General features: G+C 76.0%; 25 protein-coding genes. 17 read left to right on the top strand and 8 right to left on the bottom strand.

The features are described from left to right. Positions 1–19: 19 nt before the first annotated feature. Entirely contained in the window at positions 20–610 is a 591-nt protein-coding gene (locus BMZ50_RS08695) for an MSMEG_1061 family FMN-dependent PPOX-type flavoprotein (RefSeq protein ID WP_091323215.1), read from the bottom strand. A gap of 35 nt (positions 611–645) precedes the next feature. Between BMZ50_RS08695 and BMZ50_RS08690 the strand changes: the two genes are divergently transcribed. Then, positions 646–1,035 (top strand): acyl-CoA thioesterase, encoded by a 390-nt coding sequence (locus tag BMZ50_RS08690; RefSeq protein ID WP_091323214.1) that lies wholly within the window; start codon positions 646–648, stop codon positions 1,033–1,035. 147 nt (positions 1,036–1,182) lie between these two features. On the opposite strand, the gene BMZ50_RS08685 is transcribed toward BMZ50_RS08690, so the two are convergent. The 3 genes from BMZ50_RS08685 to yczR all read right to left on the bottom strand — a co-directional run bounded on the left by BMZ50_RS08685 (position 1,183) and on the right by yczR (position 4,328). Further along, entirely contained in the window at positions 1,183–1,848 is a 666-nt protein-coding gene (locus tag BMZ50_RS08685; RefSeq protein WP_091323211.1) for a lysophospholipid acyltransferase family protein, read from the bottom strand. Between the two features lie 94 nt (positions 1,849–1,942). After that, entirely contained in the window at positions 1,943–2,659 is a 717-nt protein-coding gene (locus tag BMZ50_RS08680; protein ID WP_091323208.1) for a PAS and ANTAR domain-containing protein, read from the bottom strand. A 229-nt stretch (positions 2,660–2,888) separates the two neighbouring features. After that, entirely contained in the window at positions 2,889–4,328 is a 1,440-nt protein-coding gene (gene yczR, locus BMZ50_RS08675; protein WP_245753478.1) for a MocR-like transcription factor YczR, read from the bottom strand. A gap of 73 nt (positions 4,329–4,401) precedes the next feature. Here yczR and BMZ50_RS24135 point away from each other — a divergent pair, with 73 nt between their 5' ends. Beyond that, a complete protein-coding gene (locus BMZ50_RS24135; RefSeq protein ID WP_091323204.1) occupies positions 4,402–4,653 on the top strand; it encodes a hypothetical protein in 252 nt (83 codons plus the stop codon). Between the two features lie 31 nt (positions 4,654–4,684). After that, on the top strand, positions 4,685–5,242 hold the full coding sequence (def, locus tag BMZ50_RS08665; protein WP_091323202.1) for a peptide deformylase: 558 nt from the start codon (positions 4,685–4,687) through the stop codon (positions 5,240–5,242). Here the strand turns inward: def and BMZ50_RS08660 are convergent. Both BMZ50_RS08660 and mftD read right to left on the bottom strand, forming a co-directional pair. Next, on the bottom strand, positions 5,161–6,483 hold the full coding sequence (locus BMZ50_RS08660) for an MFS transporter (protein WP_245753476.1): 1,323 nt from the start codon (positions 6,481–6,483) through the stop codon (positions 5,161–5,163). The two genes, def and BMZ50_RS08660, sit on opposite strands and share 82 nt — an antisense overlap. Positions 6,484–6,543: 60 nt before the next feature. Continuing rightward, on the bottom strand, positions 6,544–7,713 hold the full coding sequence (gene mftD / locus BMZ50_RS08655; protein ID WP_091323198.1) for a pre-mycofactocin synthase MftD: 1,170 nt from the start codon (positions 7,711–7,713) through the stop codon (positions 6,544–6,546). A 216-nt stretch (positions 7,714–7,929) separates the two neighbouring features. On the opposite strand from mftD, the gene BMZ50_RS08650 reads away from it, so the two are divergent. The 3 genes from BMZ50_RS08650 to BMZ50_RS08635 all read left to right on the top strand — a co-directional run bounded on the left by BMZ50_RS08650 (position 7,930) and on the right by BMZ50_RS08635 (position 10,496). After that, positions 7,930–8,259 (top strand): tetratricopeptide repeat protein, encoded by a 330-nt coding sequence (locus tag BMZ50_RS08650; RefSeq protein ID WP_143087126.1) that lies wholly within the window; start codon positions 7,930–7,932, stop codon positions 8,257–8,259. Between the two features lie 418 nt (positions 8,260–8,677). Continuing rightward, positions 8,678–9,466, top strand: a complete 789-nt coding sequence (locus tag BMZ50_RS08640) for a Fic family protein (protein WP_091323195.1) — start codon at positions 8,678–8,680, stop codon at positions 9,464–9,466. A gap of 61 nt (positions 9,467–9,527) precedes the next feature. Beyond that, a complete protein-coding gene (locus BMZ50_RS08635) occupies positions 9,528–10,496 on the top strand; it encodes an aldo/keto reductase (protein WP_091323193.1) in 969 nt (322 codons plus the stop codon). 17 nt (positions 10,497–10,513) lie between these two features. On the opposite strand, the gene BMZ50_RS08630 is transcribed toward BMZ50_RS08635, so the two are convergent. Beyond that, complete coding sequence (locus BMZ50_RS08630; RefSeq protein ID WP_091323192.1) at positions 10,514–11,365, bottom strand: HAD family hydrolase; 852 nt, start codon at positions 11,363–11,365, stop codon at positions 10,514–10,516. A gap of 125 nt (positions 11,366–11,490) precedes the next feature. Here BMZ50_RS08630 and ssd point away from each other — a divergent pair, with 125 nt between their 5' ends. The 7 genes from ssd (at position 11,491) to BMZ50_RS08595 (ending at position 16,502) form a co-directional block, all read left to right on the top strand. After that, positions 11,491–12,588, top strand: coding sequence for a septum site-determining protein Ssd (gene ssd, locus BMZ50_RS08625; protein ID WP_091323189.1), 1,098 nt, complete (start codon positions 11,491–11,493; stop codon positions 12,586–12,588). After that, on the top strand, positions 12,585–13,736 hold the full coding sequence (locus tag BMZ50_RS08620) for a TadA family conjugal transfer-associated ATPase (protein ID WP_091323188.1): 1,152 nt from the start codon (positions 12,585–12,587) through the stop codon (positions 13,734–13,736). Before ssd ends, BMZ50_RS08620 begins: the two co-directional genes overlap by 4 nt. Then, on the top strand, positions 13,733–14,527 hold the full coding sequence (locus BMZ50_RS08615; RefSeq protein WP_091323186.1) for a type II secretion system F family protein: 795 nt from the start codon (positions 13,733–13,735) through the stop codon (positions 14,525–14,527). Before BMZ50_RS08620 ends, BMZ50_RS08615 begins: the two co-directional genes overlap by 4 nt. Then, positions 14,524–15,261, top strand: a complete 738-nt coding sequence (locus BMZ50_RS08610; RefSeq protein ID WP_091323581.1) for a type II secretion system F family protein — start codon at positions 14,524–14,526, stop codon at positions 15,259–15,261. The genes BMZ50_RS08615 and BMZ50_RS08610 overlap by 4 nt, the downstream gene beginning before the upstream one ends. Before the next feature lie 145 nt (positions 15,262–15,406). Continuing rightward, positions 15,407–15,685 (top strand): DUF4244 domain-containing protein, encoded by a 279-nt coding sequence (locus tag BMZ50_RS08605; RefSeq protein ID WP_091323185.1) that lies wholly within the window; start codon positions 15,407–15,409, stop codon positions 15,683–15,685. A 2-nt stretch (positions 15,686–15,687) separates the two neighbouring features. Then, positions 15,688–16,098: a TadE family type IV pilus minor pilin gene (locus BMZ50_RS08600; protein WP_245753474.1), complete on the top strand. Its 411-nt coding sequence runs from the start codon at positions 15,688–15,690 to the stop codon at positions 16,096–16,098. Beyond that, on the top strand, positions 16,095–16,502 hold the full coding sequence (locus BMZ50_RS08595; protein WP_091323181.1) for an Rv3654c family TadE-like protein: 408 nt from the start codon (positions 16,095–16,097) through the stop codon (positions 16,500–16,502). Before BMZ50_RS08600 ends, BMZ50_RS08595 begins: the two co-directional genes overlap by 4 nt. Positions 16,503–16,507: 5 nt before the next feature. Here the strand turns inward: BMZ50_RS08595 and BMZ50_RS08590 are convergent, their stop codons facing one another. After that, on the bottom strand, positions 16,508–18,982 hold the full coding sequence (locus BMZ50_RS08590; protein ID WP_091323179.1) for a DEAD/DEAH box helicase: 2,475 nt from the start codon (positions 18,980–18,982) through the stop codon (positions 16,508–16,510). Positions 18,983–19,188: 206 nt separating this feature from the next. Here BMZ50_RS08590 and BMZ50_RS08585 point away from each other — a divergent pair, with 206 nt between their 5' ends. The 4 genes from BMZ50_RS08585 to topA all read left to right on the top strand — a co-directional run bounded on the left by BMZ50_RS08585 (position 19,189) and on the right by topA (position 26,506). After that, on the top strand, positions 19,189–21,444 hold the full coding sequence (locus BMZ50_RS08585; protein WP_091323177.1) for a sodium-translocating pyrophosphatase: 2,256 nt from the start codon (positions 19,189–19,191) through the stop codon (positions 21,442–21,444). A gap of 166 nt (positions 21,445–21,610) precedes the next feature. Next, on the top strand, positions 21,611–21,928 hold the full coding sequence (locus BMZ50_RS08580) for a hypothetical protein (RefSeq protein ID WP_091323175.1): 318 nt from the start codon (positions 21,611–21,613) through the stop codon (positions 21,926–21,928). Then, a complete protein-coding gene (locus BMZ50_RS08575) occupies positions 21,925–23,439 on the top strand; it encodes an alpha/beta hydrolase (RefSeq protein WP_091323174.1) in 1,515 nt (504 codons plus the stop codon). The genes BMZ50_RS08580 and BMZ50_RS08575 overlap by 4 nt, the downstream gene beginning before the upstream one ends. 187 nt (positions 23,440–23,626) lie before the next feature. Beyond that, the gene (gene topA, locus BMZ50_RS08570) at positions 23,627–26,506 is read left to right on the top strand and encodes a type I DNA topoisomerase (RefSeq protein ID WP_091323172.1); all 2,880 of its coding nucleotides are present in this window, start codon (positions 23,627–23,629) and stop codon (positions 26,504–26,506) included. Positions 26,507–26,512 lie beyond the last annotated feature (6 nt).

The following is a 26,512-nucleotide window of genomic DNA, read 5'->3' as shown; positions in this document are numbered from 1 at the left end:
ACCGACAGCGTCGCTCCGGTCAGAGGTCCTGCGCCAGGTCGGCGCGCATGACCGCGTCGTCGGGCAGCGGGGTGGCCAGCCGGCAGTGGTCGCCGAAGACCTCCCGCATCGGTGCGAACGCCGAGCGCTCCACCCGCCGCTCCGGGTCCCACAGCCCGGAGCGCATCACCGCCTTGGCGCACTGGAAGTACGCCTTGGTCACGTGGACCACGAGCACCGACCGTGGCGCGCGGCCGAACTCGGTCAGGTCGACGTCGAGGTCGTCGGCCGCCACCGTGCCGGCGGTGCCGAAGACCCGCAGCGTCTCCTCGATGCCGGGCACCAGGAACAGCAGCGCGACCCGCGGGTTGGCCGCCACGTTGCGCAGGCTGTCGATCCGGTTGTTGCCCGGCCGGTCGGGCACGGCCAGCCGGCGCTCGTCGAGGACCCGCACGAAGCCCGGGTCGCCACCACGGGGGGACACGTCCGGCCAGCCCCCGGCGTCCGCGGTGGACAGCGTTGCGAACGGGGAGAGCGCGATGAACGCGGAGCAGTGCCGGTCGAGGTGGTCGATCACCTTGTCCTGCACCAGCTGCGACGGTTCCCGGTAGCGGTCCAGCACGCCGTCCATGGGCAGGGACCGTAGCCCAGCTACGGTCCCTGCCCGTGGCAGCGCAGTGGAGTGCCCCGGTCCGGTACGTCGAGTGCGACCAGCAGGGCGTGGTCTTCAACGGCCACTTCCTCACCTGGGCCGACGAGGCCTCCAACGTCTGGTGGGCCGCGCACGGGCTGGCCTGGGACGAGCTGGTCGCCCGCGGTGTCGAGCCGGTGGTCAAGGCCAGCTCGCTGGAGTGGTCGGCGTCGGCCCGCTGGGGCGACACGGTGACCGTGGACGCCGAGACGGAGAAGGTGGGCCGCACGAGCGTGACGGTGCGGTTCACCGTGCGGGTCGGCGAGCGCGTGTGCTGTCTGGTCCGGAACACCTACGTCTGCGCCGCCGACGGGCGCTCGGTGCCGTGGCCGGACGACGTCCGTGCCCGGCTCGCCGAGGGGTGAGTACGGCTACCGAGGGCGATGGATGGGTCCCTCACCCGTGGACCTCCTCGGCCCATGCGGCGACGCCGCTCACGTAGGCGGCCTCGCCCGTGGCGATGACGGCGAGCGCCGTTCTCGACCGTCGTCGGGGCCGGCGTGGATCGAGCGTCAGACGGCCTCGCGCGGACGGCCCCAGCCGGCCTTCTCCTGGCCGGACAGCTCGGCGATCGCCTCCATGATCGTGTCGGTGACCTCCCGGCGGGCGCGGCCGTTGCCGGCCATGCCCCGGTGCTCGGCGAAGGTGAGCGGCTGCCCGAAGGTCACCGTGACCCGGTGCGGCCGCGGCCAGCGCGAGCCGACCGGCTGCACCCGGTCGGTGCCGGTCACCGCCACCGGGACGACCGGGCAGTCGGCGGTCAGGGCCAGCCAGGCCACGCCGGTCTTGCCGCGGGCCAGCCGGCCGTCGCGTGAGCGGGTGCCCTCCGGGTAGATCCCGAAGCCCTCGCCCCCGTGCAGCACGCCCAGCGCCGTGTCCAGCGCGGCCTGGGCGGCCCGGTGGGTCTGCCGCTCGACCGGCATCGCGCCCAGGCCGGTGAACAGCGCCCGGGTCAGCCAGCCACCGACGCCGGAGCCGGTGAAGTACTCCGCCTTGGCGAGGTAGTGGACGCGGCGCGGCGCGGACAGCGGGATGACCATGCTGTCGATGAACGACAGGTGGTTGCTGGCCAGGATGACCGGGCCGGTCGGTGGGACGTTGTCCCGCCCGGTGACGTGCATGCGCAGCACGACCCGGAACAGGGGACGGAGCAGGAACCGGACGACCAGGTAGAGCACGCCGCGCTGCCCCTCTCGGCTCGGGACCGCCGGCGGCCGCCGGCGACAGCGGCATTCTCCCGCGCCCGGAAGGGCGGGCCGACCCAGGGGCGGATCAGTGCATGCGGGGTGTGGGTGGGCAGACGTCCCGGACGAACGAGCTGAGGTCCGGGGGCAGCGGGGCCCGCCCGGACGCGGACTCCGCGATCGCCACCGCGATGTCGCGCACCTTGCGGTGGGTGTTGCTGGAGATGTGCGCGAGCAGCTCGAAGGCCACCTGCTCACTGCAGCTGGTGAGCAGCATGAGGATGCCCTTGGCCTGCTCGATGGGGGCGCGGCTGCTCATGGCGGTGCGCAGCTGGGAGACCTCGATCTCCAGCGCGTGCACCCGGTCGCTCCCCTCCGGCTCCGGTTCGGCTGCCGGGATCTCGATCAGCATGCCCTCCAGCGCCCCCACGGACCCGTGCGCGTCGACCACCGGCTCCCCGACGAGGAGGGCGGTCCGCTGGAGCCCGTCGCGGCCGGAGAACCGCAGCTGCAGGCAGAAGGGCTGCCCGTCGGTGCAGGCGGTGGCGATCGCCTCGAGGGTGCGCATCCGGTCGACCGGGTGCTGGTGGCTGACCAGGAGCTCGGTGCCGGGCAGGAGCCCGGAGTGCACGCCCAGGAGGAGCGCCATCTCCGGAGACCACGACCAGTCTCCTGTCCGGCGGTCGTAGCGGTAGCGGCCTGCCTTCCGGTGGGCCACGGGGCTCTGGCGGGACGGGGGAGCGCCCGTCTGTGACGTCGGGGGTGTCGAGCGCACTGGGGCTGCGGGTGATGTCGTCGGTGTCATCTCGGACTCCACGGAGACCGCCGGCGAACCGGCTGGAGCGCCGCGGCCGCGGGTTCGACCGGCGGAAAACCGGCTCGACGCCGGTCACTCCGGTATCTGGGACGGTACGGCTTCGGCCGGAACTCCGCACCTCGGTCGACGCGCCCCCCGTTGCCTCCGCCGCGTCGCCACCGGCTGTCCATGTCCGTCTCCTCCACGACGGCTCGTCCCCGGGGCCCCGTCCGGCGGCTCACACGACGGTCGCCGCCCGGGCCGGCCGCCCCGCGCCGGAGGGTCGTTCGCGCAGCTCGGTGTCGACCTGCGCCAGCAGCCCGACGGCGGCGCGCAGCTGCTCCGGGGGGAGGGTGAAGGGCAGCCGGAGATGATCGTCGAACGCCTCCCCGGTACCGAACAGGGACCCCTCGGCCAGCACCAGGCCCCGCGGTGCGGCCGCGGCGGCGAGCGCGGCGGAACTGCTGCCCGGGGGCAGCCGGCACCACACGGACAGCCCGCCGCCCGGGCACGGGGCCGACCAGTCCGGCAGCCGTCGCGCCAGTTCCTCGAGCAGCACCGCCCGGCGCTGGCGGAGCGTCTCCCGGCGCTGCTCGAGGACGGCGTCCAGCTGCCGGATCACGGTGGTGGCGGCGAGCTGGTCGAGCACCCCCACCGACAGCTGGCGGCGGTTCAGCGCGGCGCCGAGCCGGCCGGCGAGGGCGGCGTCGGTGCGCAGCCAGCCGATCCGCAGCCCGCCCCAGACCGCCTTGGACAGCCCGCCCACGGTGACCGTCGCCGCGTCCGGCAGGCCGGCGGCGAACGGCGGCAGCGGGCCGTCGTCCAGGTGCAGCTCGGCGGTGACCTCGTCGGCGACGGTGAGCACCCCCTGCTGCCAGAGGGTGGCGCCCAGTCGGCGCCGCCCGGCCGCCGAGAGCCGGGCGCCGGTGGGGTTGGAGAAGTCGGGCATGAGGAACGCCAGCCGCGGGTTGCTCTGCCGGGCGACCAGGTGCACGGACTCCACCAGGGCGTCCGGGTCGGCAGCGTCCACCGGTGCGGGCACACAGCGGCCGCCGGCCGCGGTGACCAGCCCGATCGCGCCCGGGTAGGTCGGGTGCTCGACGAGCACCCGGTCGCCGGGCTGCAGGAGGGCGTCCAGGACGACGGCGGTCGCGTCGCCGGTGCCGGCGGTGACGACGACCTGGTCGGCGTCGGTCGGCAGCCCGCGGGCGGTGAAGCGCTCGGCGATCGCCGCCCGCAGCTCCGGCAGGCCCGTGGAGGCGTACCCGTGCTGGGCGGCGTGCGCCGGCAGCCGGGCCAGCGCCTGCTCGTAGGCGGGCAGCAGCTGCGCCGCGGCCTCGGGGGCGGCGTGGCCCAGGTCCAGCACGGTCGGATCGGTGGTGGGCGGGCCCCAGCCCGCGCCGGCCCGGGGCAGTTCGGTGACCGTTCCCGAGCCGTGCCGGGTGACGGCGAACCCGTCGTCGCGCAACCGCCGGTAGGCCGACGCGACGGTCACCCGGCTGGCGCCCAGAGCGGCGGCCAGTTCCCGCTCCGCCGGCAGCCGGCTGCCGGGAGGCAGGGTTCCGCCGGTGACCAGCTCCCGGACGCGCCGGGCCAGCCCGGCGTAGCGCGGCCCCGGCAGGGCCTCGACCGGGCCGATCAGGGCGGCCAGCTCGTGAGCCGAAGTGGACTGACTCACACGCGGTGGCATGCAGTCCACCATGCCGTACTGGACTGAAATCGGCTAGGTCGAATGGTGCCACTGTTGCGGCGTGACCTCAGGTGCCGTCGTCGTACTGCTCGTTCTGCTGGGGATCGCCGCGCTGTCGGTGACCACCCTCGTCATCGCCGTCCGCGGGGGGCGGGGGCCCGCCGATCCGCCGGCGAGCCACCCGCGGACCGACCCGGCCGGCTTCCCCGTCCTGCCCGAGCCGCGGGGTGTCCTGCCGCGGCACCCGCCGCAGCCCCTGCAGTCGCGCCGACCGCGCCGCCGGCTCTCTGCCGCGGGCCGTTCGGGTCGGTAACGGCCCCAGCGCCGTCCCTAGGATTCCGGGCATGCGTCTACCCGGCCGTTACGACGGCGTCGCCCGGCCGATCGTCACCTACGGGAGCAACCCGGTGCTGCACCGGCCGTGCGCGACCGTGACCGAGTTCGGCAAGGATCTGCGCCGCCTGTTGCTCGACATGTTCGCGAGCATGGAGGCCGCCGACGGAGTGGGCCTGGCCGCCAACCAGATCGGCGTCGACGCCCGGGTGTTCGTCATCGACTGCCCCGACGCCGAGGGCGAGGACGTCGTCGGCTACGTCGTCAACCCGGAGCTGACCGTCCTGCCGCCGCGGGAGGGCGAGCCGGCCGAGGAGGTCACCGAGGAGGGGTGCCTGTCGGTGCCCGGCCCCTACGCCGAGCTGTCCCGCGCCTTCCGCGCCCGGGTGGACGGCGTCGACGCGGCCGGGCGGCCGGTGTCGATCGACGCCACCGGCATGGCCGCCCGCTGCCTGCAGCACGAGGTCGACCACCTCAACGGCACCGTCTACGTCGACCTGCTGCCCGAGGACCTGCGCGCGCGGCTGCTGGCCGAGGCGGCCGGACCGGCCGGGGAACTGCCGGCCTGAGGTGCTCGCCGCGGTCCGGCGGCGACCGGCCCGGCCCGCTGCCCGTCCGCGGCCGCCCGCTCGGTCCGACGGCGGCGCAGGAGGCCGGCCACGGCCAGCAGCGCCAGCGCGATGACGGCCGCGCCGTAGACCACCGCCGTTGGTCGCAACCCGACCTGGCCGGCGGTGAGCCCGGCCACGACCGCCGGGACGCTGAACCCCAGGTACCCGACGATGAAGATGCTGGAGAGCAGCCCGCCCCGCTCGCCCGCCGGCACCCCGAGGGTCACGGTGGCCATCGCGCCGAGGAAGGCCGAGCCGAAACCGAAGCCGGAGGCCGCCGCGGCGATGAAGAACAGCGCGACGCTGCCGGTCGCCAGCGACACGATCGTGCCGCTCACGCCCGCGGCGAAGACCAGGCAGCCGGCGAGCATCGCGGTGTGCGGGGCGGCTGCCCGCATGCTCACGGATCCGACGGCGCCCATGCCCTGCATCGCCACGATCACCAGGCTGCCGACGAGGTGGTCCTCGATGCCGAAGACGCCGGCGGCCAGCGACGGGCCCAGCGAGAGGTAGAGGCCGGCCAGCGCCCACATCGCCAGCAGGCAGGGCAGCGCGACGAGGAAGGCGCCCCGCTGCGCGTGCGGCACGTGCACCCGGGGCCGCAGCGAGGCCAGCGCTCCCGGCAGCCGCGGCGAGGACTCCGGCAGCAGCAGGGCCGCACCCGTGGCGAGGGCGAACAGGGTCGCGAGGGCGCCGAACACCCAGTCGGTGGGCGCGGGCAGGAACTCGACGGCCAGGCCCGCCCCGACCGCGCCGAGGGCGAGCGCGAATCCGGGGGAGGCGCTGTTGACCAGGGGGCCCAGCGGCCGGTCGCTGCGCTGGAGGTCCAGCAGGGTGGCACCCAGGGCGCCGGTCAGCGCGCCGACGGACAGGCCCTGCACCACCCGCGCGGCCAGCAGCAGGCCCACCCCGTCCGCGGCGAGGAACAGCACGCTCGCCGCCACCTGCAGCAGCAGGCCGGCCACCAGGACCGGACGGCGGCCCACGTGGTCCGACAGCGCCCCCACGACGAGCAGCGTGACCAGCAGTGCGATCGCGTAGATGCCGAACACCACGGTCAGCAGGCCCGAGGAGAAGTCGAACCGCTCCTGGTAGACGCGGTACAGCGGCGAGGGGACGCCGGAGGCGGCCAGCACCAGCACGAGCAGCGCCGCGGCGGCCCAGAAGGCCATCGGACGCGGGACGCGGCGGGCGGGCACGACTGCGAGCAAGCCCGCCCGCCGCGGGGGCATTCCCGGCGCTCGGCGCGTCGGGCCCGCTCAGTCCCGCGTGAAGTGCGGCGGGAGGATGACGTCGTCCCGGGTCAGCTCGTGCACCGAGGACCTGCCCAGGCCGAGCAGTGCCTCGTCGATGCCCTGGCGGATGATCGACAGCACGTTCTGCACGCCGCGCTCGCCGTTGGCCGCCATGCCCCACAGGTAGGCGCGGCCGATCATGACCGCCTTGGCGCCGAGGGCCATCGCCTTGACCACGTCGCCGCCGCGCCGGACACCGCCGTCCATGAGGACCTCGATCTGGTCGCCGACCGCGTCGACGATCGGGGGCAGGCTCCGGACCGCCCCCGGGGTGCTGTCGAGGTTGTTGCCGCCGTGGGTCGAGACGGAGATCGCGGTGACACCGGCGTCGACCGCCCGGCGGGCGTCGTCGACCCGGGTGATGCCCTTGAGCATGAACGGCCCGCCCCACTGCTCGCGCAGCCAGGCGACGTCCTCCCAGCGCGGCAGGGCTGTGCCCATCCACTCGCCGTAGGCGCCGAAGAAGTTCGGCGGCTGCTGGCCCTCGAGCGCCAGGTTCGGGACGCTGAGCTCGGGGATGGAGCCCGAGCGCAGGTAGGTGGCCAGCCAGCCCGGCTTGGTGATCACCTCGGGGGCGAACTTCAGCGCGTTCTTGACGTCGATCTTCTCGGGGATCGGCGGGCTGCCCCAGTCCCGGCGGGAGGCGAACGACCAGTCCAGGGTCATGATCAGGCCCTTGGCCCCGGCGGCGCGGGCCCGCTCGGCGCGGGCGAGGATCGTCTCGCGCGACCCGACCCAGTACATCTGGAAGAACAGCTTGTCGGTGGCGGCACCGACCTCCTCCACCGGCTTGCTGGCGAACGAGGACAGGCCCATCGCGACGTCCTCGGCGGCGGCGGCGCGGGCGACGGCGACCTCGCCGTCGGGGTGCACCGCCTGCACCCCGGTGGGGGAGATGAGCACCGGCATGGACATCTCCTGACCCATCACCGTGGTCGTCGTCTCCCGCTTGGCGGGCAGATCGGCCACGTGCGGGCGCCAGAGGATCTCGTCGAAGGCAGCGACGTTGTCCTGCGCCGTGAGCCCCTTCTCCGTGCCGGCGACCAGCGCCAGGTAGACCGAGCGCGGCAGCCGCTTCTTCGCCCGGTGCTGCGCCTCCTCGACGGTCTCGAACCAATCCCTCGTGCTGGCCATCTCGTCCTCTCCGCGTTCGTGCGTGGTCGCTGGTCCTGGCCGGCTCGAACCGCATCACGGTGATGCCCGCCACTCTGCGGCGCCATTGTGCAGGTCGGTGGCACTGAGTGTCACGCGGGTCCGCCGCGTCCTCGCGCGGCGTCCTGCCCGTGGGGCGTGCGGCGGTGCGGTCCGGCCCACGGGAAGCCCGGCGCGCCCTCAGCCGTTCCTCCCGGCATGACCCACCCCTTCGAGATCGATCTGCACTCGGAGTTCCTGCAGGCGGACCTCTTCCTCTCGATGGGCCAGCCGATCGAGGCGGCCCGCGTGCTCCAGCGCGTGGTGGCGGCCGAGCCGCGCAACGAGGCGGCCCTGGAACTGCTCGCCCGCTCCTATTTCGGCTCCGCCCAGCTGGGCCGCGCCGAGGAGACGCTGCTGCGGCTCGTGGAGCTCGCGCCGGCCAACGGCTGGGCCCGCCGCGCCCTGGCCCGCACCCTGGAGCGGCAGAGCCGGACCGAGGAGGCCGTGCCCCACCACCGGGTGGCCGACGCCCTCGGTGCGGACTGACCCCCGCTCCCACCAGGAGGAACCGGCCGAGGCGCTGCGTAGCGGCGCAGGTTCCCGGGTACCCGCTCGGCCATGAGCATCCTCGGACGACTGATGGGAACGGCAGAGAGCACCGCGGCCCGCGGCCGCACCGCGGGGCGCCCGGGACGCGGCGTGGCGCGGGCCGGCGGCCGGGGCATCGCCCCGCGCGGGGCGAGCCGGGGCAGGCGGATGAACGCGCGGCGCCTGGGGCGCCGGCGCCCCGCCCCCGCTCCCTCGGGCGGCATCGGCCGGTTGCTCGACGGTCTCCTGCGCCGTCGCTGACTGCGGGAGGACGGCCCCGCGGCCGGCGGACTCCAGCGCTGCCCGCGCCGGTCCGCCGGGCGCGGTGGCCAGGGGCGGCGCCGGCCCGCGCCCGCGGGCTCGTACCGTCGTCCACGTGACCATCCCCGTCCGCCCCGGTGCCGCCCGATCCGCCGTCCGCACCGCGGCCCCGGACCCGCTGGCCGCGCTGCTGGACCTCCCGGGCGTCCGGGACGCCGCCGGAGCCGCCCGCGCCGGTATCGACCGGTTGCTCGGCCACCGGGTGCTGCGCCGGGAGTCGGCCGGGGTGAGCGCGGAGTCGGCGCTGCGCGGCGCCCGCGCCTCGGCCGCGCTCGACGGCGTCGACGTGCCGTTGGCGGAGCTGCGCGCCGGGGAGGTCACCAACCCCGTCGTGCAGGGGTCGCTGCGCACCTCGGTGGCGCTGGGCTCGATGGTGGAGACCTGGACCCGCGCCCCCGGGCAGGTGCTGGCCCGGCTGCACGTGCTGGCCGCCGCCGACCTCGCCGACCGCGCCGACCTGGGCCGGCCCGCGCCGCACGCCGGGGCGCGGCTGAGCGGGCTGTTCTCCGTGGTCACCGGCACCACCGCCGTGCCCGCGGTGCTCGTGGCCGCGCTGGTGCACGGCGAGCTCGCCGCCCTGGCCCCGTTCGGCACCGCCGACGGCGTCATCGCCCGCGCCGCCGCGCGGCTCACGGGCATCGCCCGGGGCCTGGATCCCAAGGCGGTGTCGGTCCCCGAGGTGGGCTTCGCCGAGCTCGGGCGGGAGGCCTACGACCGGGCTCTGGCCGGCTACGCGGGCGGGACGCCGGAGGGCGTGGCGGGGTGGCTCGTGCATTGCTGCCGTGCCACCGAGCACGGGGCCCTGGAGGGGCTGGCCATCTGCGAGAGCCTGCTGCGCGGCTGACGCCGCACCGCCGTGTCGCACGGGGCTGCGCCGGGCGGGGACGACGGCGAGACTGGGCGCCGTGCGCACTCTCGACGTCGACGGGCTCGGTGCGGTCAGCCGGGTGGGCCTGGGGACCTGGCAGTTCGGCTCGCGCGAGTGGGGGTACGGCGACGCCTACGCCTCGGATGAGGCCCGGCGGATCGTCCGGCGGGCCCGCGACGTGGGCATCACCCTCTTCGACACCGCGGAGATCTACGGTTTCGGCCGGAGCGAGCGGATCCTCGGGGACGCGCTCGGCGAGGAGCGGGCCGACGTCGTCGTTGCCACGAAGTTCTTTCCGGTCGCCCCGGTCCCGCCGGTGATCCGCAACCGCCTTGCCGGCAGCGCCCGACGGCTGGGCCTGCACCGCGTGCCGCTCTACCAGGTGCACCAGCCCAACCCGCTGGTGCCGGACTCGGTGATCATGCCCGGGATGCGGGAGTTGCTCGACGCCGGCCGCATCGGCGCCGTGGGCGTCTCCAACTACTCCCTCGACCGGTGGCGGGCCGCCGACGCCGCGCTCGGCCGCCCGGTCGTCAGCAACCAGGTCCACTTCTCCCTGGCGGCCCCCGGACCGCTCGATGACCTGGTTCCCTTCGCCGAGCGCGAGAACCGGATGGTGATGGCCTACAGCCCGCTGGGCCAGGGGCTCCTCGGCGGCCGCTACACCGTCGTCAACCGGCCCGGCGGAGTGCGCGCGGCCAACCCGCTGTTCGGCACGGAGAACCTGCGCCGGGCCCAGCCGCTGCTCGATGTCCTCCGTGAGGTCGCCGCGGCGCACGACGTCGCGCCGGCCCAGATCGCGCTGGCGTGGCTGGTCTCCCTCCCGCGGGTGGTGGTCATCCCGGGCGCGTCGAGCGTCGCGCAGGTCGAGGCCAACGCCGCGGCCGCGGAGATCACCCTCCGTCCGGACGAGCAGGCGGCGCTGACCGCGGCGGCGCGGGCGTTCCGGCCCGTGTCGGCGGTGCGCACGCTGGTGGAGCGGGTGCGAGAGCGCCTGCCGGTCTGAGGACCCGGGCGCGGGGGTCAGGCGCCGCGGCGGCGGCGCCGGCCGAGCAGGGGCGGCGGACCCGACGGGGAGCGCAGGGACGCCTCGCGCAGCGTCCGCCGGCGGGCGTACCAGGCCAGCCCGACCACCGCGGCCCCCACGCCCATCGCGGCACCGGTCATCACCGGCGCGGCCGGCACCTGGAACCGGGACCGGATGCTCACCGGCCGGCTGAACTCGAGCACCGGCCAGCCCCGCTCGGCGGCGGCTTTGCGCAGTGCCCGGTCGGGGTTGACGGCGGTCGGATGGCCGACCTCGGAGAGCATCGGCAGGTCGGTGATCGAGTCGCTGTAGGCGTAGCAGTCGGCGAGGTCGCAGCCCATCTCGGCGGCGACCTCGCGGACGGCCAGGGCCTTGTTCTCCCCGTAGGCGTAGAACTCGATCTCGCCGGTGTACCTGCCCTCGGCGGTGACCATCCGGGTGGCCACGACGCGGTCGGCGCCCAGCATGTCGCCGATCGGCTCGACCATCTCCGCGCCGCTGCTGGAGACGATCACGATCTCCCGGTCGGCGGCCCGGTGCTCCTCGATCAGGTCGGCGGCCTCGGCGTAGACCAGCGGCTCGACGATGTCGTGCAGCGTCTCCCGCACGATCTCGTGCACCGTGGCGACGTCCCAGTTCGTGCACATCCGGGTGATCTGCGCGCGCATGCGCTCCATCTGCTGGGCGTCGGCGCCGGCGAGGGAGAAGACGAACTGCGCGTAGGCGCTCTTGAGCACGCCGGTGCGGTTGATCAGGCCGCCCTCGAAGAACGGGCGTCCGAAGGCCAGCGTGCTGGACTTCGCGATCACCGTCTTGTCGAGGTCGAAGAACGCCGCCGCGCGGGTCACGGTTCACGACTGTAAGTGGATCGGGAGGCGGGGACAGGGGCAGCGCGCCGTCCACACCCGTTCGGGTCATCCACAGATGTCGCGCGGCGCTGTCGCCGGGTCTGCCCGTGCTCTGGGCTCGGCCCGTGTCCGCCCGCCTCGCTCCGCCCGCCCGCCCGCTGCTCGTCGGCACCGACGAGGACCTGCTCGACGACCTCCTGCGGCTGCTGGCCGCGGCCGGCGCCGAGGCCGAGGTCGCCACTGGTGGTCCGGCGCTGCGCCGCGCCCACCGGGAGGCGCCGCTGGTGCTGCTCGGTGCCGACGGCCTCTCCTCGGCGGCGGTGCGCGCCCTGCCCCGGCGGCCCGGGGTGGTGGTCGTGACCCCGTGCGAGCTCTCGGCCGCGGACTGGGCCGCGGCGGTCGAACTCGGTGCGGAACGGGTGGCCGTGCTGCCGGCCGACGAGGAGTGGCTGGTGTCGCGGGTGGCCGCGGCGCTGCGCCGCCCGGTCGACCGGGGCTGGCTGGTCGCGGTGGCCGGGAGCTGCGGGGGAGCGGGGGCCAGCACGGTGGCCGCCGCGCTCGCGCTGACCGCGGCCCCCGACGCCGGCGGGGTGCTGCTCCTCGACGCCGACGGCTGGGGCGCCGGCCTCGACCTCGTGCTGGGGCTCGAGCGCGCCGACGGCCTGCGCTGGCCGGAGCTCGCCGGGCTCCGCGGGCGCGTGGCCGGCGACGCGGTCATGGCCGCGCTGCCGGAGGCCGGCGGGGTCTCCCTCCTCGCCGCCTCCCGTGCCGCGCCCTCGGCCGTACCGGCGGAGGCGCTCACCGCCGTGGTGGAGGCGGCCCGCGCCGGCGGCCGGCCGGTGGTGGTCGACCTGCCGCGGGCGGCCGATCCCGGAACGGCGGAGCTGGTGCTGGCGGAGGCAGACCTGGTCGTCCTCCTGGTGCCGGGGCGGATCCGGGCGGCCTCGGCCGCCCGGCTGCTCGTGGAGCCCGGGCCCGGCGGGCAGCCGTCCCCGTGGGCCGCGGCGCAGCTGGTGGTGCGGCGGGTGGCGGCGGGCCTGTCCGCCGAGGAGGTCGCCGACGTCGTCGGCCGGCCGGTGCTGGCCGACCTCGGGCACGACCGCAGCGCCGTGTCCCGGGGTGAGCGCGGTGAGCTCCCCCTGGTCACCGCCCGCTCGCCGCTGGGCGGCCTCGCCCGCCGGATCCTCGCCGAGCTGCCCCTGCGGGCCGGAGCTGCGGCGTGAGCGCGGCGAGCCTGGTCGACCGGGTCCGGGCCCGTCTCGCGCTCCATCCCGGCCCGCTGACCGGGGCCGCGGTCGCCGCCCTGGTGCGCGAGGAGGCCGGCGGGCTGCTCGGCGACGACGACGTGCTGCGCGCGGTGCGCTCCGCCGTCGACGAGCTGGCTGGTGCCGGCCCCCTGGAGCCGCTGCTGCGGGCCTCCGGGGTGAGCGACGTGCTCGTCAACGGTCCCGACGAGGTATGGGTCGACCGCGGGGGCGGTCTCGAGCGCACCGAGGTGCGCTTTCCCGACGAGGAGGCGGTCCGCCGCCTCGCGGTCCGGCTGGCCGCAGCGGCCGGCCGTCGGCTGGACGACGCCGCGCCGTGGGTGGACGTCGGGCTGCCCGACGGCACCCGGCTGCACGCGGTGCTGCCCCCGGTCTCCGGGAGCGGCACCTGCCTGTCCCTGCGGGTGCTCCGCCGCGCCGCGCTCGGCCTCGACGACCTCACCGAGCGCGGCACCTTCCCCGGAGGGTGCGACGACCTGCTGCGGGCGCTGGTGGCGCGGCGGCTGGCCTTCCTCGTCACCGGGGGGACCGGCTCGGGCAAGACCACCCTGCTGTCGGCGCTGCTGGGCCTCGTCCCGCCGGGCGAACGGCTGGTGCTGTGCGAGGACGCGCCGGAACTGGCGCCCGCGCACCCGCACGTCGTCCGGCTGGCGACCCGTCCGCCCAACGTCGAGGCGGTGGGGGAGGTGACCCTGCGCGACCTGGTCCGGCAGGCGCTGCGGATGCGGCCCGACCGCCTGGTGGTCGGCGAGGTCCGGGGCGCGGAGGTCACCGATCTGCTGGCCGCGCTCAACACCGGCCACGACGGCGGTTGCGGCACCCTGCACGCCAACCGGCCGGCGGAGGTCCCCGCCAGGCTGGAGGCGCTGGGCGTCGCCGCCGGGCTCGACCGGCTCGCGGTGCACAGCCAGGCGGCCGCGGCCCTCGCCGCGGTCGTGCACCTGCGGCGGACGCCGTCCGGACGCCGGGTCGAGGAGATCGGCGTGGTCCGGCGGGCGGGGGACCTGGTGGTCGTCGAGCCGGGCTGGCGCGCCGACGGTGGGCCGTGCCCGGGCCAGGGGCGGCTCGCGGAGCTGCTCTCCCCGCCGGGGGAGGCGCCCAGGTGACCGGCGCGCTGCTGCTCCTCGGCGCGGCGCTCGCGGCCTGGCCGGGGAGGCGGACCCTGCGGCAGACCCGGGTGGCCGGGCTCACCGGTTCCCGGAACGGCGGTGCACCGGGACGCCCGCGGTCCGCCCTCCTGCCGCTTCCCCTGGTGGCCGGGTGCGCGGGAGCGGTGCTGGCGGTGGTGGCCAGCACGCCGCTGGTCGCCGCCCTCGCCGGCGCGGCCGCGTCCCTCGCCGCGCGCGCGTGGGAGCGGCGCCGGGCGGTCGCGGCCGAGGAGGCGCGGCTGGCCGGTCTCGCCGAGGCGCTGGGCGCCCTGGCCGCCGAGCTCCGCAGCGGCCGCTCGCTGGAGGAGGCCACCGACGCCGCCGTGGCCGTCTGCGCCGAGGAGGAGAGCGGGCGCGCGCTCGCCCGGGCCGTGCGGGCGCCGGTGGACGGGGGGTCCGCGCGGGGCGAGGAGGAGGCGGCGCTGCGCCGGGTGTCGGCGGCCGTGCTGCTCAGCGGCCGGACCGGCTGCTCGCTGGCGGCCGTGGTGGGTGCCGTCGAGGACGACGTGCGCGCCCGCCGCCGGCACCGGCTCGACCTGCACTCGGCCCTGGCCGGTCCGCGGGCCAGCGCCGTGCTGCTGGCCGGGTTGCCCGTGCTGGGCCTGCTGATGGGCAGCGGCGTCGGGGCCGATCCCTGGCGGGTGCTCACCACGACCGTTCCCGGCCAGGCGCTCCTGGTGGTGGGCGTCGCGCTCGAGGCCGCCGGTCTGGCGTGGTCGGCCCGGCTGACCGGGCGCGCCCTCCGATGACCGTCGCGGCGCTCGTGCTCGCGGCCGCGCTGGTGGTCTGGTCACCGCCGCGGTCGGTCGTCGCCGGCCGGCTGCGCTCCCTGACGGCTGCGCCGCCGGGGGCGGTCCCGGCGGAGCCCGGGGCGCAGCGGGGTGATCCCGCGGCTGCGGTGCGGCGCCGCTGGCTGCTCGCGGTCGGCGGCGGGCTCGCTGCCGGCCTCCTGCTGGGCGGCTGGCTCGGCGTCGTGGCGGGCGCCGGGGTGACGGCGGGGGTGGAGGCGACACTGCGCCGTGCCCCGAACGACGAGCGGCGGTCCCGGGCCGTCCTGGCCGCCGATCTGCCGGTGACGTGCGACCTGCTGGCCGTGTGCCTGGGCGCCGGGTTGCCGGTCAGCGGCGCACTGGCCGCGGTGGCGGCGGCGGTTCCCGGCCCGGTCGGCGACCGGCTGTCGGCGGTGGCCGCCCTCTATCGGCTGGGTGCTCCGCCCCGGCGGGCCTGGGCCGAGGTACCGGACGAGCTGGCGGGCCTGGCGCGCACGCTGATCCGGGCCGGGGAGTCCGGGTCCTCCGTGATCCCCGCGCTGCAGGCGCTCGCGGCCGAGGCGCGGGCCGCCGAGCGTGGCCGGGCCGAGGTCGCCGTGCGCCGGGCGGGGGTGTGGGTGCTCGCCCCGCTCGGGGCCTGCTTCCTGCCCGCGTTCCTGTGCCTCGGGGTCGTCCCGCTGGTGCTCGGCATCGCTGCCGACGTCTTCCCCTGACCTCCCGCTTCCCCTGACCCCTGCGGGCGCCGTCCACAGCCGGCGGCCCCCTCCACAGATCCGCGCCGGCCGTGGAGCCGGCCCCACCTCCCGGCGAGGGTCGGGACGCCGGCCCCGACAGCGGGCCGCAGACCGAGGAGGAGCCATGACCGCGACCCCCGACCAGTGCCCCCACCCGCAGCTCGCGCCGGACGCCGAGGAGCCCGGGGGCGACGCCGCCGACGCACCGGACGGTGGTCGCCCGGCGACGCGCTGGGCCCGGGTCCGCGCCACCGGTGAAGCCGGGATGAGCACGGCCGAGTACGCGGTGGGGACGGTGGCGGCCTGCGCCTTCGCGGCGGTCCTGTACCGGGTGGTCACCGGGGACTCGATCGTCGCCGCCCTGGGCGAGCTCGTGTCCTCCGCGCTCACCAGCCTGTCCTGACCATGGGTTCGCCGAGCCGGCTGCGCCGTCGCGCGGCAGCGCTGCGCTCCGGAGATCGGCGCCAGGCCGGCATGGTGACCGCCGAGACCGCGGTCGTGCTCCCCGTGCTGCTGCTCGTGCTGGCCGGGGCGGTGGCCACGGTGACGATCGTCGGCGCGCAGCTGCGCTGCGTCGACGCCGCCCGGGAGGGCGCCCGGGCGGCGGCGCGCGGGGAGAACGCCACCGTGGTCGTCGACGTGGCGTCCCGGGCGGCTCCGGACGGCGCGCGCACCACGGTGGCCGCCGACGGGTCGGCGGTGACCGTCACCGTCGCCGCGGACGTCGCCCCGCTGGGCCCCGTTCCCCTCCGGGTGCGGGTCAGCGCCACGGCGGTGGCGCAGCGCGAACCCGGCGGCACCGGGACGTCCGGGTGAGCGCCCGGCCCTCGCGGACCGGTGAGCGCGGGTCGGCCACGGTGTGGGTGGTCGCGCTGTCCGGGGTGCTGGCGGCGGTGGGCGTGGCCGCCGTGCTGGTCGGCACGGCCGTCGTCGCCCGCCACCGGGCCACGGGCGCCGCCGACCTGGCCGCGCTGGCCGCGGCCGAGCGGGCCGTCCGGGGCGACCCCGGCGCCTGCTCCGCCGCGGCCGCGGTGGCCGGCGCCAACGGGGCGGAGCTGACCGGCTGCACCGTGGACGGGGCGGCGGTGGTCGAGGTGACCGTCGCGGTCCCGGTGCGCCTCGGCCCGCTGGGGACCGGCCGGGCGGCGGCCCGGGCGCGGGCGGGCCCGGTGGCTCCCGCACCGGGGACGCTGCCGGTCCCGGGGGAGTCGCCGCGGTGACGAGGTCAGAAGACCAGGTCGTCCTCCTGAACCGCGTCGGGTGCAGTTCCCGCCTCGGCGTCGGCGGGGCCTTCCCCGACGTCGGTGGCCGGCTCCTCGTCGGCCGGGCCCGCCTCGGCGTCGGCTAGTTCGTCGAGGACCACGTCGAGCACGCGCACCGCCCCGGCCTTGTCCAGCGGCTCGTTGCCGTTCCCGCACTTGGGCGACTGGACGCACGACGGGCAGCCGCTCTCGCACTCGCAGCTGGCCACGGTCGCCCGCGTTGCCTGCAGCCACCGGCGGAGTGCGGCGAACCCGCGCTCGGCGAAGCCCGCTCCGCCGGGGTGGCCGTCGTAGACGACGATCGTGGCGGCGCCGGTGTCGGGGTGCAGCGCGGTCGAGACCCCGCCGAGGTCCCAGCGGTCGCAGGTGGCCAGCAGCGGCAGGATGCCGATCGCCGCGTGCTCGGCGGCGTGCAGCGAGCCGGGCAGGTTCACCTCGTCGACCCGGGCGCGCGCGACGGCCCGCTCGTCGAGGGTCAGCCACACCGCCCGCGTGCGCAGCTGCCGGGCCGGCAGGTCGAGGGGGAACTCCGCCAGGACCTCCCCGGTCCCGATCCGGCGCCGCTGGTAGGCCACCACCTGGTTGGTCACGTCGACGACGCCGGTGTGCGCGGTCACCGTGCCCAGCCGCCGGGAGCGGTCGGTGGCGACGACGGAGAGGTCGGTGACGTCCCGCGCGACCGTCGTCCACTCCGGGCTCTCCGGGTGCACGACGGCGACCGCCTCCTCGGCGTCGAACTCGTCCACGACGTAGGTCTCGCCGCGGTGCACGTACAGCGCGCCGGTGTGCACCGTCGCGTGCGCCGCGCCGCCGTCCACGGTGCCGAGCAGCCGCCCGGTCCCGGCCTCGATGATCGACACCGGCTCCGCGCCGCTGCCGCGGATGTCGACGTCCGGGCGCCCTCGTCCGGCCCAGTACCAGCCGGTCGGCCGCCGCCGGAGCATCCCCTCGGCGACCAGCTCCTCGATCCGCGCCTCGGCGACGGGCCCGCCGAACTCGGCCAGGTCCGCGGGGGTGAGCGGCAGCTCCGCCGCGGCGCAGCACAGCTGCGGGCCGAGCACGTAGGGGTTGCTGGGGTCGGTGACCGTGGCCTCCACCGGGCGGCCGAACACCGCGCGCGGGTGGTGGGCCAGGTAGTGGTCCAGCGGGTCGTCACGGGCGATGAAGACCACCAGCGACTCCCGCTGCGCCCGCCCGGCCCGGCCGGCCTGCTGCCACATCGAGGCGAGGGTGCCGGGATAGCCGGCGAGGACGACGGCGTCCAGCCCGGCGATGTCGATGCCCAGCTCCAGGGCATTGGTGGTGGCGACACCGAGCAGGTTCCCCGCTGACAGGGCTCGCTCCAGCTCGCGGCGTTCCTCGGGCAGGTAGCCGCCGCGGTAGGAGTCCACCCGCCGGGCCAGGTCGCTGCGGCCCCGGTCGGCCAGGATCCGGCGGGCCTGGTCGGCGACGGACTCCGCGCTGCGGCGCGACCGCACGAACGCCAGGGTGCGGGCGTTGCGCTCGACCAGGTCGGCCAGCAGCGTGGCGGCGTCGGCGGCCGCGGACCGGCGCAGCGGGGCGCCGTGCTCCCCGGTGCGCTCGGTCAGCGGCGGCTCCCACAGTGCGAACGTGGCACCCGGCCGGGGCGAGCCGTCCTCGGTGACGGCCACCACCGGGGCGCCGACCAGCCGGGTGGCGGCCGCGGCGGGATCGGCGACGGTCGCCGAGGCGAGCAGGAACACCGGGTCGGCGCCGTAGCGGCGGCAGATCCGCCGGAGCCGGCGCAGCACGTGCCCGACGTGTGAGCCGAAGACTCCCCGGTAGGCGTGGCACTCGTCGATGACGACGTAGGCGACCCGGCGCAGCGTGCTCGACCACCGCTGGTGGGCCGGCAGCACGCCGCGGTGCAGCATGTCCGGGTTGGTGACGATCCAGCGCGCGTGCCGCCGGACCCACTCCCGCTCCTCCATGGGGGTGTCGCCGTCGTAGGCGGCGGGGCGCACCGATGCATCGGCCAGCGCGGCCACCGAGGCCAGCTGGTCGCGGGCCAGGGCCTTGGTCGGCGCGAGGTAGAGCACGCAGGCCCGCGGGTCCTCGCCCAGCCGGGTCAGCGCCGGCAGCTGGTAGGCCAGGGACTTGCCCGACGCCGTCCCGGTGGCGACGACCACGTGCCGGCCCTCGTGCGCCAGCCGGGCGGCCTCCACCTGGTGCCGCCACGGGGCCTGCACTCCCTGCGCCTCCAGCCGCTCGCGCAGCTGCGGGCCCACCCACTCCGGCCACGGCAGGGTGCGGCTGTCCCGCACCGGTAGCCGGTGGACGTGGGTGACCGGCTGCTCCTCCTCCGGGGTGCCGGCGAGGAGGGCGTCGAGCAGATCGGCGCCGGGGAGGATTCCACCCTCTGGACCAGGGTCCGCGCCGGGAGGGGGAGCCGACCGGACCGGGTGGAGCGTGGTCACCCTCCCACTGTCACACCTGCCGGCAACCCGTCGGCGCCGGTGCTTCCTCCGGCACCGGTGAATCCGCGTCGCTGGGATCATGTGTGATCTCCCTTACACTCACGCGGCGCCCATGCGCACGGAGCCACCCGTGCGCCTGGACCGAACCTCCGCCGACCGGAGCGCAGGTGTGCCCCCGGGGCGGCCGACGCACTTTGGAGGAACACATGCCGGACAGCGCACTCTCCGGCGGGGACGTCGTGCTCGTCACGATCGTCCTCGCCGTCTCGATCGCCGCCCTCGCCTTCGCCGCGTACCTGGCCCGTGCCGTCATGGCCGCCGACCAGGGCACGGCGACGATGCGCGACATCGCCCGGGCGGTGCAGGAGGGTGCAGCGGCCTACCTGCGGAGGCAGTTCCGCACGCTGAGCGTCTTCGCCGTCATCGTCTTCCTGCTCCTGCTCGTGCTGCCCGTCGCCGACGGCGGCTGGGGGACGCGCGTCGGCCGGGCCCTGTTCTTTCTCGTCGGGGCCCTGTTCTCGGCGATGGTCGGGTTCATCGGGATGACGCTGGCCACCCGGGGGAACGTGCGGGTGGCGGCCGCCGCCCGCAGCGGCGGCTACCGCCCCGCCTTCCGGATCGCCTACCGGACCGGCGGGATCGTCGGGATGATCACCGTCGGCCTCGGGCTCTTCGGCGCCGCGCTCGCGCTGCTGCTGTTCGACGAGACCGCACCGGTGGTGCTCGAGGGCTTCGGCTTCGGCGGTGCACTGCTGGCGATGTTCATGCGTGTCGGGGGCGGCATCTTCACCAAGGCCGCCGACGTCGGCGCCGACCTCGTCGGCAAGGTCGAGGCCGGCATCCCGGAGGACGACCCGCGCAACGCCGCGACCATCGCCGACAACGTGGGCGACAACGTCGGCGACTGCGCCGGCATGGCCGCCGACCTGTTCGAGTCCTACGCCGTCACGCTGGTGGCCGCACTGATCCTCGGCCAGGTCTTCTTCGGTTCCGTCGGCATGGTCTTCCCGCTCACCATCGCTGCCATCGGCGTCGTCGCCTCGGTCGTCGGCATCCTGGCCAGCAACCCGGGCAAGGGGGACGCCAGCGGTCTCGCGCCGATCAACCGGGGCTTCTTCGCCTCTGCGGTCGTCTCCCTGGTGTTGGTGGCGGTGGCCTCGTTCACCGTGCTGCCGAGCGTCGCCGACGTCCCCGACTCGGTGGTCAGCCCGCAGGTCCTCGGCTTCGTCTCCGTGCTCATCGGCATCGTGCTGGCCGCCGCGATCCAGCAGCTCACCGGCTACTTCACCGAGACCAGCCGCAAGCCCGTCAAGGACGTCGGCCGCAGTTCGCTCACCGGCCCCGCCACGGTGATCCTCTCGGGCATCTCCCTGGGCCTGGAGTCCGCGGTCTACGCGGCCCTGCTCATCGGCGGCGCGGTGTACGGCGCCTTCCTCATCGGTGGCGGCGCGGCCCTCTACGCGGTGGCCCTCGCCGGCTGTGGCCTGCTCACCACCGCCGGTGTGATCGTCTCGATGGACACCTTCGGGCCGGTGAGCGACAACGCCCAGGGCATCGCCGAGATGTCCGGTGACCTCGACGAGGAGGGCGCCCGCGTGCTCACCGACCTCGACGCGGTCGGCAACACGACCAAGGCCATCACCAAGGGCATCGCGATCGCCACGGCGGTCCTGGCGGCCACCGCGCTGTTCGGCTCCTACAACGAGCAGGTCCGCGCGGCGCTGGACGGCATCGATCTGGGCCAGGCGTTCAGCCTGGTGGAGCCGGACAACGTCGTCGGTGCGCTGCTGGGTGCCGCGGTGGTCTTCCTGTTCTCCGGCCTCGCGATCAGCGCCGTGTCGCGGGCGGCCGGCCGAGTGGTCTTCGAGGTGCGCGAGCAGTTCCGGACCCGCCCGGGGATCATGGATTTCAGTGAGCGCCCGGACTACGGCGCCGTCGTGGACATCTGCACCAAGGACTCCCTGCGCGAGCTCGCGACCCCCGGGCTGCTGGCGGTGCTCGCGCCGGTCGCGGTCGGCTTCGGGCTCGGCTTCGGCCCCCTGGCGGCCTACCTCGTCGGCGCCATCGCGGCGGGCACGCTCATGGCGGTCTTCCTCGCCAACTCGGGCGGGGCCTGGGACAACGCCAAGAAGATGGTCGAGGACGGCGCGTACGGCGGGAAGGGCAGCGAGGCGCACGCGGCCACGGTCATCGGCGACACCGTGGGCGACCCGTTCAAGGACACCGCCGGCCCCGCGATCAACCCGCTGATCAAGGTCATGAACCTGGTGGCCCTGCTCATCGCGCCCGCCGTCGTGAGCCTGTCGGTGGGCGAGGACGCCAACGACACGGTGCGGGTGCTCATCGCGCTCGGGGCCACCCTCGTCATCGTCGGCGCGGTCGTCGTCTCCAAGCGGCGGTCGGTGGTCGTCGGCGGTACCGAGACCGCCGAGACCGACTCGCTGACCACCAGCGTCCGCTGATCCGCATGCCGGGATCCTCCGGCGGGCCGGGGCCGCCCGGAGGATCCCGGCGCGGGCTGTGGACAGCCATCGTCGGTGTGGACGACGGCCCGTGGACGGTGGCCGCCCCCTCCTAGCGTCCGGGCGCCGGATTCAGCCCGAACCGGCTCGACGCCGGGAGGTCCTCGTGTCCGTGACCATCGCCGCCCAGTTCGACGCCATCGACGCGATGGCTGCCGAGCTGGCCGGCCTCGCCACCGAGCTCGGCGACGAGGCGCAGCTGTGCCGGTCCACAGCCCTGTTCCTGGAGACGGCGGTCAGCGGTGGGGCCGGTGAACGGGCGGGTGCCGCCGGCCGGGGGTGGGGCCGGCTCCTCGACCTGGTCGCCCAGCAGATCGGGGCCCTGGCCGCGACCCTCTCCGCCGCGGTCGACTCCTACCGCCAGGCCGACGCGGCGCTCTCCGACCGGCTGCTGGTCCTGCGCGCGCCGTCGGCGGCCCGGTGAGCGCCCCGCCGCTGACCGCGATCGCCGGCTGGGACGTCCCTCTCCTGCGCGGGGCGGTCTGGACGCTGGACGCGGTCGCCGACCGGCTGCCCGCGTGGCGGGCGCGGATGGAGGCCGTCGGCCGATCGCTGACCGACGCGGAGTGCTGGTACGGGCCGGCCGCGCAGTCGGCCGGCGCCGCCCTCGTCGAGGTCTCGACCGTCGCCACGGCGGCGACCGCCGCGCTCACCGAGTCACTCGGGCACACCCAGCGGCTGCTCACCGAGGCCGCCTCCGCGCAGGAGCTCGCCGAGCAGGCCCTGGCCGCGGCCGCCGCGGTCCCGGTCGCACTGGATGACGCGGGCCGGCTGGTGGGGCCGCTGCCGACCGATCCGCTGACCGGGGCACCCGGCCTCGACGCCGACCAGACCGCCGCGGTGCTGCGCGCCCAGGAGCTCGCGGCCGACGCGCTGGCCGCCACCGCCCTGGCCGCCTCCGCGGCGACCGCGGCCGCCGACGCGCTCGTCGGGCTGGGCATCGGCGGCCCGTTCGCCCCCGCGGACTTCGACGCCCTGGCGGCGCTGGCGCCCCGCACGCCGGGGGCCAACCCCACGCTCCTGCTGGGTGCCACTCCGGGGGAGGTGGCCGGCTGGTGGGGTGGGCTGTCCACGGCCGCCCGCACGCAGGCCATCGCCCGGACCCCGGTGCTCGTCGGCGCCCTCGACGGCGTGCCCGCGTGGGCCCGGGACGAGGCCAACCGCCGCTTCCTCGACCAGGTCCTCGCCGACCCCGCCGCGCCCGGGCACGCAGTGGCCGTCTCGGTGGCCACCGAGATCGAGGCGCGGGAGAGCGCCGGGGAGCGGGTGCAGCTGTACCAGTTCCAGCCGCAGCAGGAGCTGGTCGCCCTCGCCCTCGGGGACGTCGACACCGCCGGCTCCGTCGCCTTCCTCGTCCCCGGGATGCGCAACGCGGCGGCGAACGACCTCACCGACCTGGCGGCCGCCGCCGACGCGGTCGCCGATGCCGCCCGCGCCGCCGCGCCGGGCGCCGCCGTGGCCACGGTGGCCTGGTTCGGCTACCGCCCTCCCAGCGGCGCCGGTGCGATCGGCACGGCGGCGAGCCGGGCGGGCGGCCGCGCGCTCGACGGCGCCCTGGACGGCCTCGCCGCCTCGCGTGCCGCCGAACCGGCGCGGGTCGTCGTGAGCGCGCACAGCTACGGGACGACGGTGGTGGATGCGGCGGCCGACGCCCCCGGAGAGCTGGCCGCCGACGCGGTGATCCTCAACGGGAGCCCCGGCATGGACAACGACGCCGAGGGCCTGGAGGCCGCCGAGGTGTACGAGGCGTCCCCGCTGTTCGACCCGATCACCTGGATCGACCTGCACGGGCAACACCCGACCTGGACCGACTCCTTCGACGCCGTCGGGCTGCCGGTCGACGAGGCCATGCTGCACACCGAGTACTACGACGAGCACTTCCCGACCCTGGCGGCCATCGGCGAGGTCGTGGCCGCTGCTCGCCCCGAGGAGTGAGTGTCGGGAACACGCGGGCGATCCCGGCCATTGGAGCGGGAGACGGCACGCCCGCGGTGGGTCGCCGGCGGGCTCCCTGTCCGCCTCGTGGCCTACCGTGGCGACGCCGAGGGCGTGCGCGCAGCGATCGCGTCGCCCGGCGCCGAACCGCCGGCGCCCGTCACCCAGCAGCACCGACAGGAGCACCGTGCCCACGAAGACCGCGAAGAACGGCAGCAAGACCGCCAGCGAGACCGCCGGCGGCACGAGCACCCCTGCCCGCCGCCGCACGCCGGCCGCCGGTGGCGGACGGCCGCTGGTCATCGTGGAGTCGCCGACCAAGGCCGGGAAGATCGCCGGCTACCTCGGCAGCGGCTACGTCGTCGAGGCCAGCGTCGGGCACATCCGCGACCTGCCCCGCAACGCCGCGGACGTGCCGGCCGAGCACAAGGGCGCCCCGTGGGCCCGGCTCGGGGTCGACGTCGACAACGCCTTCGAACCGCTCTACGTGATCAGCCCCGACCGCAAGCAGCAGGTCAGCCGGCTCAAGCAGCTGGTGAAGGAGGCGAGCGAGGTCTACCTCGCCACCGATGAGGACCGCGAGGGCGAGGCCATCGCATGGCACCTGGTCGACACGCTCAAGCCGCGGGTGCCGGTGCGCCGCATGGTCTTCCACGAGATCACCCCCGAGGCGATCGCCCGCGCCGTGGCCAACCCCCGCGAGCTGGACACCGCGCTGGTCGACGCGCAGGAGACCCGCCGCATCCTCGACCGGCTCTACGGCTACGAGGTCAGCCCCGTGCTGTGGAAGAAGGTGCTGCCCAAGCTCTCGGCCGGGCGGGTGCAGTCGGTGGCCACCCGCATCGTGGTGGAGCGTGAGCGCGAGCGGATGGCGTTCCACGCGGCCGACTACTGGTCGCTGGAGGGCACCTTCGCCGTCACCGGCCGGACCGCGGGCACCGACGACGGCGAGCCCACCACGCTGCGCGCCAAGCTGGTCACCGTCGACGACAGCCGGGTCGCCACGGGCCGCGACTTCGACCCGGCGACCGGCCGGGTCACCGGCGAGGTCGTGCACCTCGACGAGGCCGGGGCCCGGGGCCTGGCCGCCCGCCTGGAGGGCCGGCAGGTCACCGTCAGCCGGGTCGACGAGAAGCCCTACCGGCGCCGGCCGTACGCGCCGTTCACCACCTCGACGCTGCAGATGGAGGCCGGCCGCAAGCTCGGCTGGTCCTCGGCGCAGGTCATGCGGGTGGCCCAGCGGCTGTACGAGAACGGCCACATCACCTACATGCGGACCGACTCGACGAACCTGTCGAACGAGGCGATCAACGCCGCGCGCACCCAGGCCCGCGAGCTCTACGGCGACGCCTACGTGCCGGCCGAGGCCCGGCGCTACGCCAAGAAGGCCAAGGGCGCGCAGGAGGCGCACGAGGCCATCCGTCCCGCCGGGGACAGCTTCCGCACCCCCGGCCAGCTGGCCGGGCAGCTGGCCCGCGACGAGTTCCGGCTCTACGAGCTGATCTGGCAGCGCACCGTGGCCTCGCAGATGGCCGACGCCGTCGGGCAGACCGTCAGCATCCGGCTGGCCGGCCGCAGCTCCACCGACGAGGCCGTCGAGTTCACCGCCAGCGGGCGCACCATCACCTTCCCCGGCTTCCTCCGCGCCTACGTGGAGTCCCGGGACGAGGGCGCGGCCGGCGACGATGACCACGGCAGCGACGACGCCGAGCGGCGGTTGCCCCGCGTCGAGCGCGGCCAGCTGCTGGACACCCAGGCGCTGGAGGCCAAGGGGCACTCGACCACGCCGCCGTCCCGGTACACCGAGCCGAGCCTGGTCGCCCGGCTCGAGGAGCTGGGCATCGGCCGCCCGTCGACCTTCGCCTCGATCATGCAGACCATCCAGGACCGCGGGTACGTCTGGAAGAAGGGCGCCGCACTGGTGCCCTCCTTCATCGCGTTCGCCGTGGTGAACCTGCTCGAGCAGCACTTCACCCAGCTGGTCGACTACGATTTCACCGCCTCGCTGGAGGAGGAGCTCGACCAGATCGCCGGCGGCAACCTGCAGCGGGTCGACTGGCTGACCGAGTTCTACTTCGGCGGCGAGGGCCGCGGCAACGGCGGCATCGCCGAGTCCGGTGGGCTCAAGCAGATCGTCGGGCAGCGGCTGGAGGAGATCGACGCCCGCGGCGTCAACTCCATCCCGCTGCGCGCCAGCGGCCCGGACGGCGAACCGGTCGTCGTGCGGGTCGGCCGCTACGGCCCGTACCTGCAGGCGGGCGGGGAGGACGGCCCGCGGGTCAGCCTCCCCGAGGACCTCGCCCCCGACGAGCTGACCCAGAGCAAGGTCGAGGAGTTGCTCGCCGCGCCGTCCGGTGACCGGGAGCTCGGCACCGATCCGGACTCCGGGCTGCCCGTCGTGGTCAAGGCCGGCCGCTACGGCCCCTACGTCACCACCGTCGTGCCGGAGGGCAGCAAGGAGTCCCCGCGGACGGCAAGCCTGTTCTCCTCGATGTCGCCGGAGACGGTCACGCTCGACGAGGCACTCCGGCTGCTCACGCTGCCGCGCACGGTCGGCGCCGCGCCGGACGGCGAGGAGATCCAGGCGCTCAACGGCCGGTACGGGCCGTACCTGAAGAAGGGCAGCGACTCCCGCTCGCTCGACAGCGAGGACAAGCTCTTCACGGTCACCCTCGACGAGGCGCTGGCGGTCTTCGCCCAGCCGAAGCAGCGGGGCCGGCGGGCCGCGGCGGCGCCGCTCAAGGAGCTGGGCCCCGACCCGGTCTCCCAGGGCGCGATCACCGTCCGCGAGGGCCGGTTCGGTCCCTACGTCACCGACGGTGAGACCAACGCCAGCCTGCGCAAGGGCGACGACGTCGAGAGCATCACCCTCGAGCGCGCCGCGGAGCTGCTGGCCGACCGGCGCGCCCGCCCGACGACGAAGAAGGCCACCAAGAAGAAGGCCGCCACCAAGACGACCGCCAAGAAGACGGCCACGAAGACCACGGCCGCCAAGAAGGCGACGACGGCGGCGGCCAAGAAGACCGCCACGAAGGCCGCCGGCACCGACCCGCTCCCCGCCGGCTGAGGCCGC

This window comes from Geodermatophilus ruber (assembly GCF_900114385.1).
Lineage (GTDB): Bacteria > Actinomycetota > Actinomycetes > Mycobacteriales > Geodermatophilaceae > Geodermatophilus > Geodermatophilus ruber.
The sequence above is the reverse complement of the archived record's forward strand: the minus strand, read 5'-3'. Positions and strand labels throughout refer to the sequence as shown.